The sequence below is a fragment of the Shewanella sp. MSW genome (genome assembly GCF_007636515.1).
Classification (GTDB): domain Bacteria; phylum Pseudomonadota; class Gammaproteobacteria; order Enterobacterales; family Shewanellaceae; genus Shewanella; species Shewanella indica.
In genome coordinates, this window is the sequence record NZ_LVDR01000008.1 from 81,907 (window position 1) to 102,311 (window position 20,405).

The following is a 20,405-nucleotide window of genomic DNA, read 5'->3' on the forward strand; positions in this document are numbered from 1 at the left end:
CGAATAATATTTTTCAACAAAGTTTTCTGGTTATCTCCAGGTTCAGGCATTAGCATAAGCTGATACTCTGCAGCCATTTTCTAAACAAGATGCAGCAACCAAGCCGCAATCCCCAGGCCTTGCTACTATGGATGACCTTTGTCATGTCCTTGGTATTTGCCGTCTGGCAGGCCCTGTTGAACAACTTTGTTGTTGAAAGAGCACAATTTACCGGCGCCGAAATAGGCATGCTGCAAAGCCTCAGGGAAGTTCCCGGGTTTCTGGCCTTTAGCGCCATTTTTGTGCTGCTGTTGATTAAAGAACAGGCCTTCGCTCTGTTGTCGCTGGCGCTGCTGTGTATTGGAGTGGGCATTACCGGTTTCTTTCCCCAGGTATTGGGACTCTACCTGACGACCGTTTTAATGTCAGTTGGCTTTCACTACTTTGAAACCATCAATCAATCCCTGACCCTGCAATGGGTCGACAAGTCCCAGACAGCCGGTTTTATGGGAAAGGCCATGTCATGGCGCGCTGCGGCCGCCCTGGGGGGGTATGGCAGCATCTGGTTGGTGATGACAGTCTTCAAGCTGGACTATGTCTGGATGTACAGCCTTATAGGGGCCTTGGGGCTTTTAATGGTGATCACCCTCTACTGCTATTTCCCCAGGTTCGATACCGGCGAAGTCCAGCACAAGAAAATCATCCTCAGAAAACGCTACTGGCTTTATTACTTGCTGACTTTTTTCTCGGGAGCCAGACGGCAAATATTTATGGTGTTCGCCGGCTTTATGATGGTGGAGAAGTTCGGTTACAGCGTCAGTGAGATCACGGCTCTGTTCCTGATCAACTATGTAGTCAACCTGCTGTTTGCCCCGGCCATAGGCCGCTTTATCGGCCGCATAGGAGAAAGGCACGCCCTGACCCTGGAATATATCGGCCTGGTGCTGCTATTTATCAGTTATGCCCTGGTGGAGGACGGCCACATGGCAGCGGCACTCTATGTGATAGACCACCTGCTGTTTGCCATGGCGATTGCCATCAAGACCTATTTCCAAAAAATTGCCGAGCCCAAAGACATTGCCGCCACCATGTCGGTCAGTTTTACCATCAATCATATCGCGGCCGTGGTGATCCCGGTATTGCTCGGAGTGCTCTGGCTCAGTTCACCTGCGGCAGTATTCTATATCGGTGCAGGTTTCGCCGCCTGTTCGCTGTTGCTGGCACGCCTGGTGCCCAAAGATCCTGCCCCTGGGCGCGAACTCAGTTGGCACAAGACTCTCGTTGCAGAAACCCAACAACAGGAAGCCGGCTGAACTACTGGACAACTAACTGAAAACTATGCATAAATAAGCACAGTTTTTGCTAGAAGATAATTAAGATGGCAGAGGAAAAACTCCCCAGAGAAATCGAAGAGCCAGGTCAGGCATCGGCCCGCAAGAAGGCACTGCGCCTCGGGCGCCTGCTGGGACTCGCCTCTGAGCAGGACTACAAACCCGCCAATGCCAGCGTCGCCGAGCGGGCCGCCTTTCGCATCGACAAACAGCAAGCCCAGTACCAACGTAACCTGGAAAACATCTATGCCATGGCACTGAGCTATACCCCATCCGACGTGACCGGGGTGGAGCTGGATCCCGACTGGGTACATCAATTCTTCCAAATGGCCGAGCAGATCCACAATCGCAAGATGCAGGATCTGTGGGCTCGGATCCTCTCCAGTGAAATCATCAATCCAGGCAACTTCAGCCTGCGTACCCTGGCAACCCTGAAACAGCTGACCTTGAGAGAGGCACACATACTGGAAAAAGCGCTGGGGATGGCGGTCAAGGTCAACAATGAAAGCCGACTCAAGCTTATCAGTGGTTACAGAGTCAGCGGCGGCATAGGCCAGTATTTTCGTAAACACAGCGCGGTCAACCTGGGGTTGTCGCAATTCGGCATGCCCTACTCAAGCATACTCACCCTGGTGGATGGCGGCATACTGCACAGAGGCGAGTTCGAGACCGGCATATTGGACAGCAAGAGCCCACTGCAACTGCAGATCCAGCAGCAACACCTGAAGCTGACCCCCAAATCAGGCCACCTGTTGTTCAGCTACTACCGCTTTACCCCTGTGGGCGATGAACTGGCACTCTTGGTGCGCCCAAGGGAAGACGAAGCCTATATCAAGGCGCTGAAGGCCTTGTTTACCAAAGACTTCAGCATTAGCTAGGCATCAACTGAGCCTCAGGCGCTGGCCTGTAATCGCGTCGATGGGATCACTTCCAAGGCAGAGAGGTAATCCAGCAATGCCTGCACCTGGGTATTGAGATCGCCCTTGCTGGTATCTATGGTCAACTCGGCGGCCAACGGCTCTTCGTAGGGCGCCGAAATCCCGGTAAAGTCTCGGATCTCCCCCTTACGCGCCTTCTGATACAAGCCCTTGGGATCGCGGGCCTCACACACAGCCAGCGGCGTGGAAACATGCACTTCGATAAAACGTCCCGCGGCAAACCGACAGCGAATGGCATCACGCTCGGCCCGGGTCGGCGAGATAAAGGCCGACAGTACCAGCAAACCGGCATCCACCATCAGGTGCGCCACTTCGCCCACTCTTCGCAGGTTTTCATCCCTATCGGCGGCGCTGAAGCCGAGATCTTTGCAAAGACCATGACGCACATTGTCGCCATCGAGCAGATAGGTATGAAACCCCGCCTCGAACAGTGCCCGCTCCAGGGCACCTGCCAGGGTCGACTTGCCGGCGCCGGACAGCCCGGTGAACCAGAGCAGCACAGGTTGTTGGCCCTTCTGGGCTGCCCTTGCCGCCTGATCGACAGCATGCTGGTGCCAAACGATATCGGCATTGGGCTGGGTAGAATTCTTCATCGTCACTCCTTAAAGACCCGCATCAAAGGGGAACAGCATGGGCACCAGAAACAGAACTATCGCCGAGTAAAGCAGCGACAGCGGCAGCCCCAAGCGCACAAAATCAATAAAGCGGTAGTTACCGGCGTTGAACACCATCAGATTGGTTTGGTAGCCATAGGGCGAAATAAAGCTGGCGCTGGCACCAAACACCACTGCCAGAATAAAAGGCCGACTGTCGACCCCGAAGCTGGTCGCAATCGCATAGGCCACGGGAAAAGCCAAGGCCGCCGCCGCGTTGTTGGTAATGAGTTCGGTCAACAGCAAGGTCAGCAAATAAACCCCGACAAAGGCACCAAAGACCCCAAAGCCGGAAAAAGCGCCGAGCAGAGTATCGGCCATCCCTTTGGCCAAGCCGGTATCCAACATCAGCTTAGCCAGACTCAGGGCACTGCCGACAATCAACACCAGCTCCAGCGGGAACCGCCGTTTGAGCTCGCCCAGGGTCACAGCACCTATCGCCAGATAACTGAGCAGCAAGAGCACCAGCCCCTTGGCCAGCGGCAGCCAGCCCAGCAGACTGGCAGCTATGGTGAGCACAAAGCCCGCCAGCACCCACTGACTGCGGCGACTGTCCAGCCTGACACTCAGGTCCAGGCCGCTGACGGCGGCAAAGTCGGTACTGAGACGCGGATTACGGCCAAAGCCATCGCCCGGGGTCAACAGCAACACATCTCCGGCCTGCAGCACTATGTCGCCCAAGCCGCCCTTGAGTGGATGATGGCCACGGCGAATCGCCATTACGGCGGCATCAAACTGCTCCCGAAATCGCGAGGCCTTGAGTGACGATCCCACCAAAGCCGAAGACGGCGCCAGCACGGCTTCCACCAGATTCTGGCCCCTGGCCTGCTGCTTGCCGAACCACTCCAAACCATCGAATTGATGCAGCAACTCCACCGACTCCACCGCGCCGCTGAAGCGCAGCACATCCCCCGCGGCCAGCACGAGTTGCGGCGGCACAGGGCAGATGCGAATGCCGCTGCGCTCCAGCTCCGCCAGATAGAGCTTTTTCAGGGCCCTGAGTCTGTTGTCCTGCACGCTGCGGCCCACCAGGGTTGAGCCGGGCAACACCTTGGCTTCCAACAGATAGGGCAGACTTTCATCTCCATGTTGCTCATCGCCATCGGGCAACAGGTGTGACAGCAATACCAAAAGCGCAATACCGGCCACCACCACGGCCAGACCAATCAAGGAAAACTCAAAAAAGCCCAGGGGTTTCAGCCCGGCATTTTCAACAAAGGAGTTCACTATCAGGTTGGTCGAGGTGCCAATCAGGGTCAGGGTGCCGCCCAAAATCGCCGCGTAGGATAAGGGCAGCAATAACTTGGCCGGTGCGTGTTGCTGATTGCGACGCACCACGCCAATCAACGAGGCCACCACTGCGGTATTGTTGGTAAAAGATGACAGCAGCGCGGTGGAAAACCCCAGCTTGGCCATGGTCAGCCCCAAGGAGCCTGAGCCTATGACCTGGCTTAACCTGCCAAGCAATGGCGTCTTCTCCAGTGCCGTGGTTGCCAGCACCAGAAGCACCAGAGTCACCAGACTGGCGTTGGTAAAACTGCCCAGCAGCGACTCCAGTTCCAGCATACCCAAGAGGTAACTGAGCAGCGCCGCTATGGTAAACAGCATGGCCGGTGATGCCAGACCACTGACAAGTCCGGCCACCAGCGCGAGCAGTATTAACCCCAGGATCCAGGTTTCAGACAATTCAGTCTCCCTGAGCGCGGATATCCAGCGCCTGCCAATGGGGGAAATGCTTGCGGATCAAGGCATTGAGTTCCAATTCAAACTCACTGAAATGGGTCGTTTTTTCAGTTTCCCCAAGCGCCTGCTGCACCATACCGGCACCGACTGTGACATTGCTGATACGATCGATAAAGATAAAACCGCCGGTATCGCGATTGTCACTATAGGCATCGAATACCAGGGCCTCACTCAGCTCAAGTTCAACCAGGGCTATGGTGTTGAGGCTCAGCTCGGCAACACTATCCTGTGCCAGGGTATTCACATCTATGCTGTGCAGTATGCGGCTGACACTGGCGGGCACCTTTTTGGTTCCCAGCTTGATGTTGTATTGCTTGCCGGGTGTCAGCGGCTGCTCGTGCATCCACACCACCTTGGCCAGCAGCCGGTTGGAAACGCCCACAGGGCTCGCCGCCGGTACTATCACATCGCCGCGGCTGATATCTATCTCATCATTCAGGGTCAGGGTCAGTGCCTGGCCGGCATAGCCCTGCTGCCGATCACCATCGAAGGTGACTATCGAGGCGATAGTCGACTCTTTCCCCGAAGGCAGCACCTTGATCCTCTGACCAACTTGCAGACTGCCGGAGGCCAAAGTACCGGCAAAACCGCGGAAATCCAGGTTGGGACGGCTGACATACTGCACCGGGAAGCGGGCATCGAAGGCGTGATTAAAGCCGGTCACAGGCGCACTCTCCAGCATGGCAAGCAGGGTTTCACCCTGATACCAAGGGGTGCGCGCCGAGCGGTTCACCAGGTTGTCGCCATCGAGTGCCGACAGCGGTACAAAGCGGATATCTTCCAGCTGCAACTGGCCGGCAAACGCCAGATAGTCGGCCTTGATCGCCTCGAAACGCTCCTCACTGAAATCCAGCAGATCCATCTTGTTGACGGCCACGATGAACTGCTTGATCCCCAAAAGAGAGCAGATAAAGCTGTGTCTGCGGGTCTGGGTCTGCACCCCGTAGCGACCGTCGATCAGGATAATCGCCAGATCGCAGTTGGAAGCGCCGGTCGCCATATTGCGGGTGTACTGCTCATGCCCGGGAGTGTCGGCAATGATGAATTTGCGCTTCTCGGTAGAGAAATAACGATAAGCCACATCTATGGTGATCCCCTGCTCGCGCTCGGCCTGCAGGCCATCCACCAGCAAGGCCAGATCCACGGCTTCGCCCGTGGTGCCATGGTTCTTGGAATCCTTGTGCAGTGCCGCCAGTTGATCTTCATAGATCTGGGCGCTGTCGTGCAGCAAACGGCCTATCAGTGTTGACTTGCCGTCATCCACGGAACCACAGGTCAGAAACTTCAAAAGCGATTTATGCTGCTGATTTTCAAGATATTGCTCTATACCCAGCTCATTGACTTGTTGTGCAACCGACATTAGAAATACCCCTCACGCTTTTTCTTTTCCATCGACCCGGACGAATCCCTGTCGATGACCCGTCCCTGACGCTCACTGGAGCGGGACAGCAACATCTCTTCGATAATCTCTGCCAGTGTCGCGGCACTGGACTCTATGGCGCCGGTCAGGGGATAACACCCCAAAGTGCGAAAACGCACCCGGCGATACTCGGGCACTTCGCCTTCATTGAGCGGCATCCGCTCGTCATCGACCATGATCAGGCTGCCATCGCGCTCCACCACAGGGCGCTGCTCGGCAAAATAGAGCGGCACTATGTCGATGTTTTCCTGATAGATGTATTGCCAGATATCCAACTCGGTCCAGTTGGAAAGCGGGAAGACCCTGATGCTCTCCCCCTTGTTGACCTGGCCGTTATAGGTGTGCCACAGCTCGGGGCGCTGATTTTTGGGATCCCAGCGGTGATGGCGATCGCGAAAGGAATAGACACGTTCCTTGGCGCGGGACTTCTCCTCGTCGCGGCGGGCGCCGCCAAAAGCGGCATCGAAACCGTATTTATCCAGGGCCTGTTTCAGGCCTTCGGTCTTCATCACGTCTGTGTGCTTGGCCGAGCCGAAGGTAAAGGGATTCATGCCCATCGCCAGGCCTTGCGGGTTCTTGTGCACCAGAAGCTCGAAGCCGTACTTCTTGGCCGCCTGATCGCGAAAACGTATCATCTCGCGAAACTTCCAGTCGGTATCCACATGCAGCAAGGGGAAAGGGATCTTGCCCGGATAAAAAGCCTTGCGCGCCAGATGCAACAGCACGGAAGAATCCTTGCCGATGGAATACAACATCACCGGGTTGTCAAATTCGGCGGCAACTTCGCGAAAGATCTGGATGCTCTCGGCTTCCAACTGTTCAAGGTGACTCAACACTGGCCCTGACATCTTATTTCTCCAATTGATTCAAAGTGCTGTAACAGCATCATGTTGTAGTTGCAGGCCATTGTTCGCCGCCTCGGGTTCAAACCAGCTGAGGCTGTCCGCCAGAGCGACGACTTCGCCTATGATCATCAGCGCCGGCATCACTACCCGCGAGTCCTGAGCCAGGGTTTGCAACTGCTCCAGAGTGCCGATAACACGCTGCTGCTGCCTGGTCGTGGCCTTGGAAACTATGGCCACCGGCGTCTGTGGGCTACGACCATGGGCAATCAGTTGTTGCTGAATAAGCCCGGCATTGAGGATCCCCATGTACACCACCAGGGTGTTGGCCGGGTTGGCGTAGCCTTGCCAATCCATGGGGCGGTTTTGCAGCTGGCAATGACCGGTAATAAAGCTGACCCCCTGGGCAAAATCCCTGTGGGTCAAGGGAATCCCCGCATAGGCGGCGGTACCGCTGGCGGCCGTGATGCCCGGCACCACTTCAAAGGCAACGCCGGCCTGCGCCATAGTCTGCAACTCCTCGCCGCCGCGACCGAAGATAAAGGGATCGCCCCCCTTGAGTCTGACCACGGTTTGGCGGGTGAAGGCCTTGGTCAGCAACAAACGATTGATTTCACTCTGGGAAGCACTGTGCTCACCGGCCCGTTTGCCCACGGCAATGCGCTCGGCACCTTCGGGGATCAGCGCCAGGATCTCGGGACTGACCAAGGCATCGAACAGCACCACATCGGCGCGCTTAAGCAGGTGCCACGCCTTGACGGTCAATAGTTCTGGATCGCCGGGACCGGCTCCAAGCAGATAAACTTTGCCTTTGGCCCGCTTACCGGGCAGTGTCAGTAATTCCATGCGCTATTCCCCATCTTGCTGATGCAAGCAATATAGCGGCTACACATATTCCACTATAAATAGAGAATCATTAGTTGTTATTACTTTTGGATATATACGAGGAAATCGCGGTAATGAAAAAGATATCTGGGACGGATAAATCTGTTAATAAAAAACATTTCTTTTTAATTTCAATAAATTACGAAAATAGAGTCGAACCGGGTTGATGAAATTTTTTATTGTTTACTGCCGCATTTGGCACTAACTTATGGCAAAAAATTCTAGTTTAAGCTCAGTGACTACGACTCGGGATGGGAATGTGCAGGCTAAAGCCAGGATGTTACACTCTCAAGCCGAAACTATAGCCGGGCACCCATCAAGCCTCAGAGACAACAGGGAAGAATATGTATACCAAAATCCGTTCCAGCCTCAGCGGCCTGACCTTGGCCCTGGTCATATTACCGTCCAGCCAACTCTCTGCCGCCGAAGCCAATGGCCCTTCGCTGGTCGATCAAAGGGTGCAAGAGGAGCTGGAAACCTCAGAGCGACCCTTTGTAATCACCCCGCACAAGGTCAATTACATACTACCGGTCACCTATAATCCTTCGCCCAACATGGCCCCTTTTGAATCGAAAACGACTTCAGAAGATGAAACCTTGGATAAATATGAAGCCAAATTTCAAATAAGCTTCAAATTCCCGCTGATGTACAACGTGTTTGGCGACAATGGTCACCTGTTTTTCGCCTATACCAATCAATCCTGGTGGCAGGTGTACAACAAGGATATCTCCTCGCCGTTTCGGGAAACCAACCACGAGCCCGAACTCTTTATGTTGTTCAACAACGACTGGAAAATAGCCGGTTTCACCAACTCCTTCTGGGGCTTTGGCGCGGTGCATCAGTCCAATGGCAAGTCGGGCGACCTGTCCCGCAGTTGGAACCGTATTTATGGCACCATGGTGTTCGACAAAGGCCCAATCGCCCTGGCGGCCAAGGTGTGGTGGCGGATCCCGGAAAGCGAGAAAGAGTATGAGGGAGATCCCCGCGGCGACGATAACCCGGATATCACAGATTACCTTGGCCACTTCGAGCTGACCGGCGTCTATGGCATAGACGACCACAGATTCAGCCTGATGTTGCGTAACAATCTTCAAAGTTCCAACCGCGGCGCGGTGGAGTTTACCTGGAGTTACCCCATACTCGGTAACCTGCGCCTATATGCACAATACTTCAATGGCTACGGCGAAAGCCTTATCGACTATAACGATCACAATCAGCGTATAGGTATAGGGGTCGCCATCAACGATATCCTGTAAGCTATCAAGGGCGAGCTTAATGATTGCCTCTGTGCCATTTATAGGCCCAGAGGCTGATATCAGGGAGAGATATGAAGCCGGGATTCCGTGAAATAGTTAGCTGCTTTATCCTGCTGTTGCTGATCTCCTGTCTGCAGTTGGGACGATTCCTGCTGCCTGAGCCTGCGAAAAAAGAGCTGCTTAGCCAAAGGCAGATGCAGGCCGACCTGACTGTGCTGCTCAAACAATTGCAGCAGCACTCGGCCTTTATGGTGCTGGATCCGGACATTGAATCCCGGCTCGAGAAACGGCTGCAACGGCTGAAACAGGAATACCGAGACAGCATAGCTATCAATCGTTTCACCGCCGAAGTCAATAAACTGCTGGGAGAGCTAAAAGACCCCGGAGTCAGGGTCAAGCAAGCTGCGCTGCCTTCCGGCGTCTTGCCCCTCAGGCTCAAGCCCATGGAAGACAAATGGCTGGCGCTCAATGACAAGGACGAGCCCCTTCAAAGTGATACACCTTTTATCAGCCATATCGATGGCCTGCCCATCAGCCATTGGCAGAAGATTGCCAATCACTTTTTGCCGCCGGAGCAGCGAAATAACGTACCTATGCAGATACCTTGGCTGCAACAGCTGGATCTTCTGCGGCGGGAGATGGGGCTTAGAGTCAAAGATGAGGTACTACTGACGCTCTATGGGGCCGATCTCCAGCCACAAAATATAGAGATAAAAGTACCGCTGCAATTTCTCAGTGCTCCTCTGTCTATTCTGGCCAGTTGGCAACAATTGGCGCCTGACACAGCCCTGTTTACCTTGACGGATCTCAACGCCATAGAGACAGACCCTCAGCTGCAACAAGATCTGCTGCGCGCGATGAGTAATCACACCCTGGTGCTGGATCTGCGCCACGCCAACGGATTCAGCGACAGCCTGCTGCAGTTTCTCGGCAACTATCAAGATGGACTCAGCAGCCAACCACTGGGCTATAGCCGCTACCGCCGCTCACCGCAGCTACGGCGCGACTTTCTGCAGCCACTGCACTTTGAACCGCTCACTCAATTCGCACCGTTTCCGCCGGTACAGGCCGCACTGGACAATCAGCCACAGCCCAACCTGAGTCACTGGTATGCCCGACCGCTCCCAAAACTGACTGCAGCGCCCGTGCCTGAGTCGGGGCGCCTGGTACTGCTTATCGGCCCGGACTGTCGTCAGGAGTGTGAATGGATTGCCTATGCCGCCAAACGCTGGCGCAGGGCGTTGTTGGTGGGCGAACCGACCCGCGGCGATCTGGGGCGTTTACATCATTTCACCCTGCCGGCCAGCGGCCTTAAACTGAGTATCAGCGCCTCGCTTGGCTATGACGGTTATGGTCAGTTGCTTTCCGGAGTCGGCACAGAACCGGACCTGTTGCTACCTACAGATGCCCCCTTGCAATGGCAGGGATTACTGTCACTCATCTCCCCGGAGCAGCGTTTGCGAAAGTCTAAGGATGCTCAATCAGAACTCATGGAACCCAAGACTCAATTAAGCTCGACTACGCCCAGCTCAACTGCTCGGTAGCCCCTCTCCGGCATCTTATTTTCAATAGTTGACTCATTCAAAAAGTCACTTGATGAAAACCTTAGTTAGTAGAGACACAGATGAAGTTGAAGTTTGGAACAAACAATTCCCGGATAGCCCCATGAAAGGGTAAGTGGGCTATCCGGGACACGGAGAGTGCTTTGAAGCTGCGCCAGCAAGCCAATCAAAGCTCGGGGTCACTCGCGACCGACTGCTGAAAAAACCTGGGCAACCGATGCCATAAAGGCGAGCCGTCTTGATGTGTATTGCCGACTGCACTGCCTGCCGCTAAGCCGATGTTTCATAAAAACACCCGATACAGAATGACATATCACACTTCCCCCAGCGGGAACTATGGATTATAAACCAGAAAACCGCCCTGTGCATAACCCTGTGAACAAATATGTACTAAAGTATAACCCTCAACGGTTAGAAGACCGTAACAATAGGAATCCTCAAGGTTAACTTTCCAAGATGACCACAAGATGACAAGCCGGACAACTTGTCCACAGACAGAAAAAGGCCGCTGATGACAGCGGCCCCAAAATCAGATCTCATAGTGCAATCCGCACTCGCGTTTTAACCCGTTGAAACGTGTCTCTTCTTCCGTCATCCCCAGCTCCAGGGGCTTGCTCGAATGGCTATCACCCACAGAGACATAACCCTGCTCCCAGAGGGGATGATAGGGCAAGTCATAGCACTTGAGATACTCATGCACCTGTTTGTTGCTCCACTCGATAATCGGCAGCATCTTGTAGCGCTTGCCGTGGATAGCCAAAATCGGCAACGCCTCCCGGGTCGATGCCTGGGAACGGCGCAAACCGGCAAACCAGGTGCCGACATCCAGCTCAGCCAGTGCCCGCTGCATCGGCTCTACCTTATTGATGCGGTTGTATTGCTCCAGCCCTTCAAGCCCCTGCTGCCACAGCTTACCGAATCTGGCCTCCTGCCAGGCGGCGCTCGTCTCGGCCCGATAGACCTTGAGATTGAGTCCGAGCCGCTCTGTCAGTTGATCGATAAAGCGGTAGGTCTCGGGAAACAGGTAGCCGGTGTCGGTCAAAATCACTTGTGTGCCTTGCTGCACCGAGTTCACCAGATGCAGCATCACTGCCGCCTGAATACCAAAGCTGGACGACAGGGCATGACTTCCGGGCAGATAGGCCAGGGCCCATTGGATCCGCTCCTCAGCGCTCAATCCGCCAAGATAGCCATTGATGGCAGCGAGGGCACTTTGCTGCTCAGAGGTCGGCGCATCCAGCAAGGCCAGCAGCGCCTCGGCGCTGTGCAATAAACTTGTGGTATCAGCCATGAAAGTCCCTCGCGGCGTCCAATACAGGTTTTACTATTCCGGCGCGCACCGTGAAATCACCGAAGCTCTCGCCGATTTCGCGCTCGGCGGCATAGCGACCAAACAGGGCATCGAGCTCACTGAGGATCTCGACTTCCTGAATATTCTCACGGTACATCTTGTTCAATCGGGTGCCTTCAAAGCTGGCGCCCAGATACATGTTGTAGCGCCCAGGGGCCTTGCCCACAAAACCGATCTCGGCGGCAAAGGGGCGGGCACAACCGTTGGGACAGCCCGTCATACGCACGACTATCGCCTGCTCACCTATGGCGTGCTTGGCCTGCAGCGCATCCACATGATCGATAAACTCGGGGAAATAACGCTCGGCTTCGGCCATGGCCAGGGCGCAGGTCGGCAGCGCCACACAGGCGATAGAATGGCCACGGGTTGCGGTGATCACCTGCCCCATCAGGCCATGCTTACGCGCCAGTGCTTCGATTTCAGCCTTATCCTCATCCGCCACTTTGGCGATGATAATGTTCTGGTTGGAAGTCATCCGAAAATCGCCCTTATGTATTTTGGCGATTTCCCGAAGCCCGGTCTGCAACAACTTACCCTGGGTATCTTTCACCCGGCCACCTTCGATAAACAGGGTCAGGTGCCAGTGGCTGTCTATGCCTTTAACCCAGCCGTATCTGTCACCGCGATCGCCAATGACCACATCACGCTTGGGGGCGAACTTAACCCCGGCGCGCTTCTCAACCTCGGCCTTAAAGGCCTCAAAGCCGTGATCCACTATGGTGTATTTGAGACGGGAGCGTTTACGATTGCTGCGGTTACCCCAATCGCGCTGCACTGTCATCACGGCCTCGGCAAACTTAATGGTGTCTTCGGCCTTGATAAAACCAAAGTCATCGGCCAGCCGCGGGAAGGTTTCCACTTCGCCATGGGTCGAGCCCATACCGCCACCGGCCACCAGATTGAAGCCCACCAGCTCGCCCTCTTGCGCCACGGCAATAAAACCCAGGTCATTGGTGTAAACATCCACATCGTTGTCCGGTGGCACAGCTACCGCCATCTTGAACTTACGCGGCAGGTAGGTCTTGCCGTATACAGGCTCGACCTTGGCTGACTGCTCATCTTCTGTGCTGAGCAGCTTCTCCTCATCGAGCCAAATTTCGGCATAGGCACGGGTGTGCGGCAGCAGATGATCCGACAACTTCTTGGCCCAGAAATAAGCCTGCTGATGCAGCTTGGACTCTACCGGGTTGGGGTTACACATGACGTTGCGATTCACATCACCACAGGCGGCAATCGAGTCCAGCGCTTCCCTGTCCAGCCCCTGAATAATGGTTTTCAGGTTGCGCTTGGGGATGCCGTGATACTGGAATGTCTGCCGGGTCGTCAAACGTATGCTGTTGGAGCTGGTCAGCTCCGAAGCTATCTTGTCCACCCCCAGCCACTGCTCTGGAGTACAGACACCACCCGGCACCCGGGCCCGCAGCATAAAGCTGTACAGCGGCTCGAGCTTTTGCTCCTTACGTTCGTTGCGCAGATCCCTGTCGTCCTGCTGATAGAAACCGTGAAACTTGATCAACTGTTGATCGTCGTCGCTGAAGGCGCCTGTCACTTCCGTGCCCAGACCCTCGCGTATGGTGCCGCGCAGATAGTCACTGTCGGTCTTGATATGCTCGTTGGCGGATAATTTCTGCTCACTCATGGCCTTATCTCTTTATTCCTAGGTTCTTCAGCTCAGTAGACATCTTTCTGGTAACGCTTGGCGCTGCGCAGTTGATCAAGAAACGCTTCGGCGGCCTCGCTCGTCAAACCGCCTTGCTCCATGGCCACTTCAAGCAGTGCCTGGTGTACATCTTTGGCCATTCGCTCGGCATCGCCGCACAGGTAGATATGAGCCCCGCGCTCAAGCCACTGCCACAGCTCTTTGGCCTGTTGTTTAATCTTGTGCTGAACATAGACTTTCTCCGCTTGATCCCGGGAGAAGGCCAGCGAGATCCGGCTCAGGGCGCCGCTCTTGAGGTACTGTTGCCACTCGGTCTGATAGAGAAAATCCTGCTCGAAATGGGGATTACCGAAGAACAGCCAGCTGTCGCCGGCCACGCCCTCGGCCACTCTTTGCTGCATGAAGGCCCGAAATGGCGCGACACCGGTTCCCGGCCCTATCATGATCACAGGCGTCTGTGGGTCTTCGGGCAGGCGGAAGTGCTTGTTGGGTTCCACATACACCCGCACCTGAGCGCCCTCCTCGGCCCGGGCCAGGAAGTGAGAAGCGGCGCCGAAACGGCGTTGACCGTCACGTTCCTCTTCCACCAGCGCCACTGTGAGATGCACTTCAGACTCCACTTCACTCTGACTCGAAGCGATGGAGTAAAGCCTTGGGGTAATGGGGCGCAGCGTGTCCAACAGAGCCTGGGCTGAATCCAGCTTGGCACCATTGAGAGGGTAGCGTTTCACCAGGTCTACCAGTTGGTGGCTGAGAATAAACTGCCGGGTCTGCTCCTTGTCTTGTCTGATAGTGAGCAGCTCGTCGCTCTGTACGGTTTCGGCCCAAAACTGCACCAGACCGGGGTAGAGTTGGGTCAGCTCTTTGCGCTCAATCAGGGCATCACGCAACGCCAAAGACTCGCTGCCAAGCTTAACCCGGGTATCCGGCGCCAGCGACAGCGCCTCGAGAATTTCGGCCACCAGAGCCTCATCGTTATGGAAATAGACTCCCAGCGCATCACCCGCCTGATAGCTGATGGACGACTCGCCCAAATCGATTTCCAGATGACGGATATCCTTGAGTGAATCCCGGCCCGTTAGTTTCTGGCTGACTATCACTTCGGCGCTGTAGGGGTTTTGCTTGTCATATTCCTGGCCGATATTGCCATTGATACCTGCATTAACGGCATTGATGGACACCACATTGGTCGCTGCGCCATCGGTCGCCTGCAGCAGAGGCTTAACCTGCTCAAGCAGCTCGGTTTGCCAGCTGTCACTCTGTAACTGATAGTCCACATCACAGTCCACTCTGGGCAGTAAAGGCTTGGCCCCGAGGGCACTCAGGCGGGCATCGAAGTCTTTACCTGTCTGGCAGAAAAACTCATAGGAGGAATCCCCCAGCGAGAGAACCGCATACTGAAGCTTATCCAGCTTGGGGGCGCGTTTGGAGCCGAGAAACTTGTGCAGCTCAATGGCATCATCGGGAGCTTCACCTTCACCATGGGTACTCACCACGGCCACCAGCAGGGTTTCCTGCTTGAGGTTCCGGACATTGTATTCGCCCATAGATGCCAGGTTAACGCCATAGCCCAGACTCTGGGCCTTGGTGGCCAACGCCTTGGCGATACCCCGGCCATTGCCCGTCTGACTGCCATAGAGTATGGTCAGAGTTTGCCCGCTCTGGTTTTGGGGGGAAGCGCCCTCCTGCCCCTGAGCGCTGGCGGCCAGATAACCACTGACCCATGCCAGCTGCAGCGGGCTGAGCTCGGCGGTGAGTTGTTTAAGCTTATCCACTTGTGGTGCTGAGAGTGGCGAAGCCAGTGAAGAGAGTTGTTTCAGTAACATTGAGACGGCCCGGTGACAGAGTAATGTCAGCAGCTTAGCCCCACTATCGAAAAGCAAAAAAGAATAATATTTAATTTTTTATATCAATAAGGAATATGCATGGTATAAAAATTAAGCTACAAAAGTGTGGCCTGGCGCAAAGAATTTGCTCTGACCAGTGGAGAAACACACCACATGAAGAATATGAGCTTGTTTCCATTGAAAGACTTGCGACAATGCCAAAAGCACGCTAGGTGCCATGAAAGGAATATCTGTACCCCACACCCAGGATTTCATTCATGAGCGGGCTTGGTTCCTGAAAACATTTCAGGAAGTCCCCAATGGAAAGGGAAAGACCAGTCCCCCGAGTCCAGGTCAACAGACTTGCATTCTTTCACTCTGCCAGCGGAGTTTTGGCGGGGTGAATTTTGTTTATCAACCATCAGGGAATAGTCATGCAGATTGGAATACCGAGAGAGAGTCTCGCCGGTGAAACCCGGGTCGCTGCGACCCCGGCAACGGTAGAGCAACTTAAAAAACTCGGCTTTGAAGTGGCAGTGGAAGCAGGCGCGGGTGCGCTGTCCAGCTTCAGTGATGCCGCCTTCGAAGCCGCCGGTGCCAGTGTGGTACCGAATGTATGGCAGGCCGACTTGATCTTTAAGGTCAACGCGCCAACAGAAGATGAAATCAGCCAAATCAAAGATGGAGCCACCCTGGTAAGTTTTATCTGGCCGGCCCAAAATCCTGAATTGGTGGAAAAGTTGTCACAGCGCAACATCAATGTGATGGCGATGGACATGGTGCCGCGGATCTCCCGTGCCCAGTCCCTCGACGCCCTCTCATCCATGGCCAATATCGGCGGTTATCGCGCCGTGGTGGAAGCTGCCCATGAGTTTGGCCGTTTCTTTACCGGCCAAATTACTGCCGCGGGTAAAGTCCCACCGGCCAAGGTGCTGGTGATAGGTGCCGGGGTTGCCGGTCTTGCCGCCATTGGTGCCGCCGGTTCATTGGGCGCCATAGTGCGCGCCTTCGATACCCGTCTGGAAGTGGCCGAACAGATCGAATCCATGGGCGGTGAATTCCTCAAATTGGACTTCGGCGGGGAAGACGGCTCTTCCAGCGATGGCTATGCCAAAGTGATGTCTGATGAATTCATCAAGGCTGAAATGGCGCTGTTCGCCGAGCAAGCCAAGGAAGTGGATATCATCATCACCACAGCACTGATTCCAGGCAAACCTGCGCCCAAGCTCATCACCAAAGAGATGGTCGACTCCATGAAGCCGGGCTCAGTGATAGTGGACCTGGCGGCCGCTACCGGTGGCAACTGCGAATACACCCAAAGCGGCGAACTCTTTGTGACCGACAATGGCGTTAAAGTCATAGGTTACACAGATCTGCCAGGACGTTTGCCGGCACAGTCATCCCAGCTTTACGGCACCAACCTGGTGAACCTGATGAAGCTGATGTGCAAGGAGAAAGACGGCAACGCCAGCATAGACTTCGAAGACGTGGTGATGCGCAACATGACGGTCGTCAAGGCAGGTGAAGTCACCTTCCCGCCGCCACAGATCTCAGTGACCGCAGCGCCCAAAAAACCGGCTGCCAAAGTCGAGCCGAAAAAGGCTGAAGAGAAAGCGCCATCCAAGCTCAAGTATATTTTGGGCGCTCTGGGTGTGGCCGCGTTCGGCGCCGTGGCCTCGGTGGCTCCGGCTGAGTTCCTGTCGCACTTTACTGTATTCGTGCTCGCCTGTGTGGTGGGTTACTACGTGGTTTGGAACGTGACTCATGCGCTGCATACGCCATTGATGTCAGTCACCAACGCTATTTCCGGCATTATTGTGGTAGGTGCACTGCTGCAGGTTGGCCAGGGCTCGGCCCTGATGACCGCACTGGCATTTATCGCCGTGCTGATTGCCAGTATCAACATCTTTGGTGGCTTTACCGTCACCCAGCGCATGCTGAAGATGTTCCGTAAGGATTAAGGGGGTATATCGTGTCTCAAGGACTGGTAACAGCAGCCTATATCATAGCGGCCCTGTTCTTCATCTTAAGCCTCGCCGGCTTATCGAAGCAGGAGTCTGCAAAAAATGGAAACCTGTTTGGGGTTATAGGGATGTCGATCGCTTTGATCGCTACCATACTGAATCCCGAAACCAATGGGGTTCACTGGATCATTCTCGCCATGGTGATAGGCGGTGCCATAGGTATTCGTCTGGCGCTCAAGGTTGAGATGACAGAGATGCCTGAGCTGGTCGCCATTCTCCACAGCTTTGTGGGTATGGCCGCCGTATTGGTAGGTTTCAACTCTTTCCTCGGCCTGCACCCACAGGCGATGAACGAAGTGATAGTCACTGTCGGTAATGACCTCAATGCCACTCTGGAAGCCGCCAGGGCAGCCATAGAGCAAGCCGCCGCCTCGGCAGCGCATGAGCCCATGACTGGCGCCATGCTCAACATCCACCTGGTGGAAGTCTTCTTGGGGATCTTCATCGGTGCCGTGACCTTCACCGGCTCTGTGGTGGCATTCGGCAAACTCAGAGGCATTATCTCCTCCAAGCCGATGATGTTGCCTCATCGCCACAAGCTCAACCTGCTGGCGGTAGTGGTATCCCTGCTGCTGATGATTTACTTCGTCAACGTAGGTGGCAGCATCTGGCCTCTGCTGATCATGACACTGATAGCCTTTGCCTTTGGCTGGCACCTGGTAGCCAGCATAGGCGGCGCCGACATGCCGGTTGTGGTATCCATGCTCAACTCCTACTCTGGCTGGGCGGCCGCAGCGGCGGGCTTTATGTTGTCCAACGACCTGCTGATCGTCACAGGTGCCCTGGTAGGTTCTTCCGGTGCCATCCTGTCTTACATCATGTGTAAGGCGATGAACCGTTCCTTTATCTCTGTAATTGCCGGCGGTTTCGGTACCGATGGCGCCGTTTCCAGCGGTGATGAAGAGATGGGCGAATACCGTGAAACCACGGCCGAAGAGGTAGCCGAGCTGCTGAAAAACTCCAGCTCAGTGATCATCACCCCCGGATACGGCATGGCGGTGGCCCAGGCACAGTATCCCGTGGCCGAGATCACCCAGAAACTGCGTAATCTGGGAGTGAAAGTGCGCTTCGGTATCCACCCGGTTGCCGGGCGTCTGCCGGGCCATATGAACGTGCTGTTGGCCGAGGCCAAAGTGCCTTATGACATAGTGCTGGAGATGGACGAGATCAATGATGATTTCGAAGACACAGATACAGTACTGGTGATAGGTGCCAACGATACGGTTAACCCGGCGGCCACTGAAGATCCTTCCAGCCCAATCGCCGGCATGCCGGTACTGGAAGTGTGGAAGGCCCGCAACGTCATCGGCTTCAAACGCTCGATGAACACAGGTTATGCCGGGGTGCAGAACCCACTGTTCTTCAAAGACAACACCCAAATGTTGTTCGGCGATGCCAAGGCCAGCGTAGAAGCGATTTTGAAATCACTCTAAGTAGCCTATCGCAGTAACAGCATGAGTAATAGAGGGAGCCTGATGGCTCCCTCTTCTTTTGCCTGCTCTTTACAGGTTTGAGCCCTCAGGCCGCTATCTCCTGCCCCCAAGCTGTCTTTAGGGAAGGTGCGAATAAGTCCTCGTGGCACAGAGGGGAGATTCACAAAGATAAACTCAGCTTTGGAGAATGGTATTAAAAGCAATCTGGCAATGCGGCATCACTATGCCGAAACAACTACCATGCCCACCTGCACCTCTTTATCTTTCTTGCCAAGCTCCGTCTGGGTTCGCTCAACGGCGTTTTCGGCGGCTTCTTGCGCCATGAGATAAGAAGTGCATACCTGCCACTAAGACCGGCTTTAGTGGTCTTTAGCCCACCGAATCTCCGCCCGTTCACTGTTCAATTTATGGACAATCAAATCATTGACCCTGCAAATTAGGTCTGTTAGATATACTCAGATTAAAAAATGCAAAGGAGATGTGAAATGAGTATACGGATCTTACTTGCAATTCTGTTATTGGGGTGTTGCTCTCAAAACGCGATTGCGAAACCAGAAAGCGATGTGCAAAAAAAAGTAGAAGCTCACGCTCAGTACTTTGGTTTTCAAAGTCCAGAGGCTTACTTGCACTTTTCAGCTGAATTAAATCAGCTGATGTCCGGGAAGAAAACCCTAGGAGAACCTCTTTTAAAAACGACTACTTACATCAACTCTTTGGGGGCTGGAACTACTTATTCTACACTTTCTGTTGAGCAAAAGAGTGAACTCTTTGCTTTGATAAAAGCACGTAGGCTAAACATGGCTCAAAGTCTTGGTATTCCAGAGTCTTCAATGGATAGACTTATCACTCAATATGCAACCTACTCTAGGCTGAATGCAAAGTTGCATAACATTGCTCTGGATAAGGTGTTTCAAACCACATCAGGTGAAGATGATGAAATTGAGCGGATAGAAGTCGAGGGACGTCTACTACAAAGTTGGGGAGGCTATGACTCACTCATGATGTACGTAGGAATCACCGAGATGGCAATGCAATCAGGTATTTCCCAATACACTCCTTTCGTTGTTCGTTTTACCTCAAGAGAGTCTGAACAAACTTTTATGTATAATAATTATTCTGGGTCATGGAGTATCTCAAATGAAACTCCGTGTATACAAGATAGTTGCCAAGGGTATCCTGTTCTAAATCCTTAACTAAAAGGATTGCAAAAAAGCCCCAGTAGAATTAATTACAGGGGCTTTTTTGTACTTAGAATTTCACCTGGAGGAACCAGTCAGAAGTTGTCTTAGTTACTCTAGTGCGAGCCTTCGGCTCTCCCTCCGCTGCAATAACTTTACCTTGCACTTGGTGACCTTCCCTGAGGGGGAAATTCACAAGGACAAGCACTGCTTTGAGAATCGCATTAAACGTAATCTGGCAATGTGGTATCACTATGCCATTACTGTGAACAAAACGGTACGATTCACAGCCACTCTGGAATAGAACAACCGCTTGTTGGTCCA

Annotated in this window: 15 protein-coding genes; 7 read left to right on the forward strand and 8 right to left on the reverse strand. The window is 54.2% G+C overall.

Features of this window, described 5'->3' with window-relative positions:
- The first annotated feature begins 89 nt into the window (after nt 1–89).
- Both AYI96_RS10465 and AYI96_RS10470 read left to right on the forward strand, forming a co-directional pair.
- A complete protein-coding gene (locus AYI96_RS10465; protein ID WP_071475797.1) occupies nt 90–1,292 on the forward strand; it encodes an MFS transporter in 1,203 nt (400 codons plus the stop codon).
- Between the two features lie 65 nt (nt 1,293–1,357).
- Complete coding sequence (locus AYI96_RS10470) at nt 1,358–2,188, forward strand: TIGR03899 family protein (protein ID WP_039033117.1); 831 nt, start codon at nt 1,358–1,360, stop codon at nt 2,186–2,188.
- A gap of 14 nt (nt 2,189–2,202) precedes the next feature.
- On the opposite strand, the gene cysC is transcribed toward AYI96_RS10470, so the two are convergent.
- From cysC to cobA, 5 genes are read right to left on the reverse strand one after another with little or no spacing between them, the layout of a single operon-like run.
- Nucleotides 2,203–2,841, reverse strand: coding sequence for an adenylyl-sulfate kinase (gene cysC, locus AYI96_RS10475; RefSeq protein ID WP_025009979.1), 639 nt, complete (start codon nt 2,839–2,841; stop codon nt 2,203–2,205).
- A 9-nt stretch (nt 2,842–2,850) separates the two neighbouring features.
- Nucleotides 2,851–4,587: an SLC13 family permease gene (locus AYI96_RS10480; protein WP_071475796.1), complete on the reverse strand. Its 1,737-nt coding sequence runs from the start codon at nt 4,585–4,587 to the stop codon at nt 2,851–2,853.
- A 1-nt stretch (nt 4,588) separates the two neighbouring features.
- Entirely contained in the window at nt 4,589–6,004 is a 1,416-nt protein-coding gene (gene cysN, locus AYI96_RS10485; protein WP_039033115.1) for a sulfate adenylyltransferase subunit CysN, read from the reverse strand.
- On the reverse strand, nt 6,004–6,912 hold the full coding sequence (gene cysD / locus AYI96_RS10490; protein WP_025009976.1) for a sulfate adenylyltransferase subunit CysD: 909 nt from the start codon (nt 6,910–6,912) through the stop codon (nt 6,004–6,006). The genes cysN and cysD overlap by 1 nt, the downstream gene beginning before the upstream one ends.
- 18 nt (nt 6,913–6,930) lie before the next feature.
- On the reverse strand, nt 6,931–7,752 hold the full coding sequence (gene cobA / locus AYI96_RS10495) for a uroporphyrinogen-III C-methyltransferase (RefSeq protein ID WP_144361573.1): 822 nt from the start codon (nt 7,750–7,752) through the stop codon (nt 6,931–6,933).
- 383 nt (nt 7,753–8,135) lie between these two features.
- Between cobA and AYI96_RS10500 the strand changes: the two genes are divergently transcribed.
- Nucleotides 8,136–9,047, forward strand: coding sequence for a phospholipase A (locus tag AYI96_RS10500; protein WP_186300054.1), 912 nt, complete (start codon nt 8,136–8,138; stop codon nt 9,045–9,047).
- Nucleotides 9,048–9,118: 71 nt separating this feature from the next.
- Entirely contained in the window at nt 9,119–10,591 is a 1,473-nt protein-coding gene (locus AYI96_RS10505; RefSeq protein ID WP_144361574.1) for a S41 family peptidase, read from the forward strand.
- 547 nt (nt 10,592–11,138) lie between these two features.
- On the opposite strand, the gene AYI96_RS10510 is transcribed toward AYI96_RS10505, so the two are convergent.
- Genes AYI96_RS10510 through AYI96_RS10520 form a run of 3 tightly spaced genes read right to left on the reverse strand, consistent with a single transcriptional unit; the run spans nt 11,139 to nt 15,446 of the window.
- Complete coding sequence (locus AYI96_RS10510; RefSeq protein WP_039033112.1) at nt 11,139–11,900, reverse strand: phosphoadenylyl-sulfate reductase; 762 nt, start codon at nt 11,898–11,900, stop codon at nt 11,139–11,141.
- Nucleotides 11,893–13,599, reverse strand: coding sequence for an assimilatory sulfite reductase (NADPH) hemoprotein subunit (gene cysI / locus AYI96_RS10515; protein ID WP_144361575.1), 1,707 nt, complete (start codon nt 13,597–13,599; stop codon nt 11,893–11,895). Before cysI ends, AYI96_RS10510 begins: the two co-directional genes overlap by 8 nt.
- A 32-nt stretch (nt 13,600–13,631) precedes the next feature.
- Nucleotides 13,632–15,446: an assimilatory sulfite reductase (NADPH) flavoprotein subunit gene (locus AYI96_RS10520; protein WP_144361576.1), complete on the reverse strand. Its 1,815-nt coding sequence runs from the start codon at nt 15,444–15,446 to the stop codon at nt 13,632–13,634.
- 434 nt (nt 15,447–15,880) lie between these two features.
- Between AYI96_RS10520 and pntA the strand changes: the two genes are divergently transcribed.
- From pntA to AYI96_RS10535, 3 genes are all read left to right on the forward strand, one after another.
- Nucleotides 15,881–17,407, forward strand: a complete 1,527-nt coding sequence (gene pntA, locus AYI96_RS10525; protein WP_039033109.1) for a Re/Si-specific NAD(P)(+) transhydrogenase subunit alpha — start codon at nt 15,881–15,883, stop codon at nt 17,405–17,407.
- A gap of 11 nt (nt 17,408–17,418) precedes the next feature.
- On the forward strand, nt 17,419–18,903 hold the full coding sequence (gene pntB, locus AYI96_RS10530; protein WP_144361577.1) for a Re/Si-specific NAD(P)(+) transhydrogenase subunit beta: 1,485 nt from the start codon (nt 17,419–17,421) through the stop codon (nt 18,901–18,903).
- A 485-nt stretch (nt 18,904–19,388) separates the two neighbouring features.
- Nucleotides 19,389–20,096, forward strand: coding sequence for a hypothetical protein (locus tag AYI96_RS10535; protein ID WP_144361578.1), 708 nt, complete (start codon nt 19,389–19,391; stop codon nt 20,094–20,096).
- The last annotated feature ends 309 nt before the right edge of the window (nt 20,097–20,405 follow it).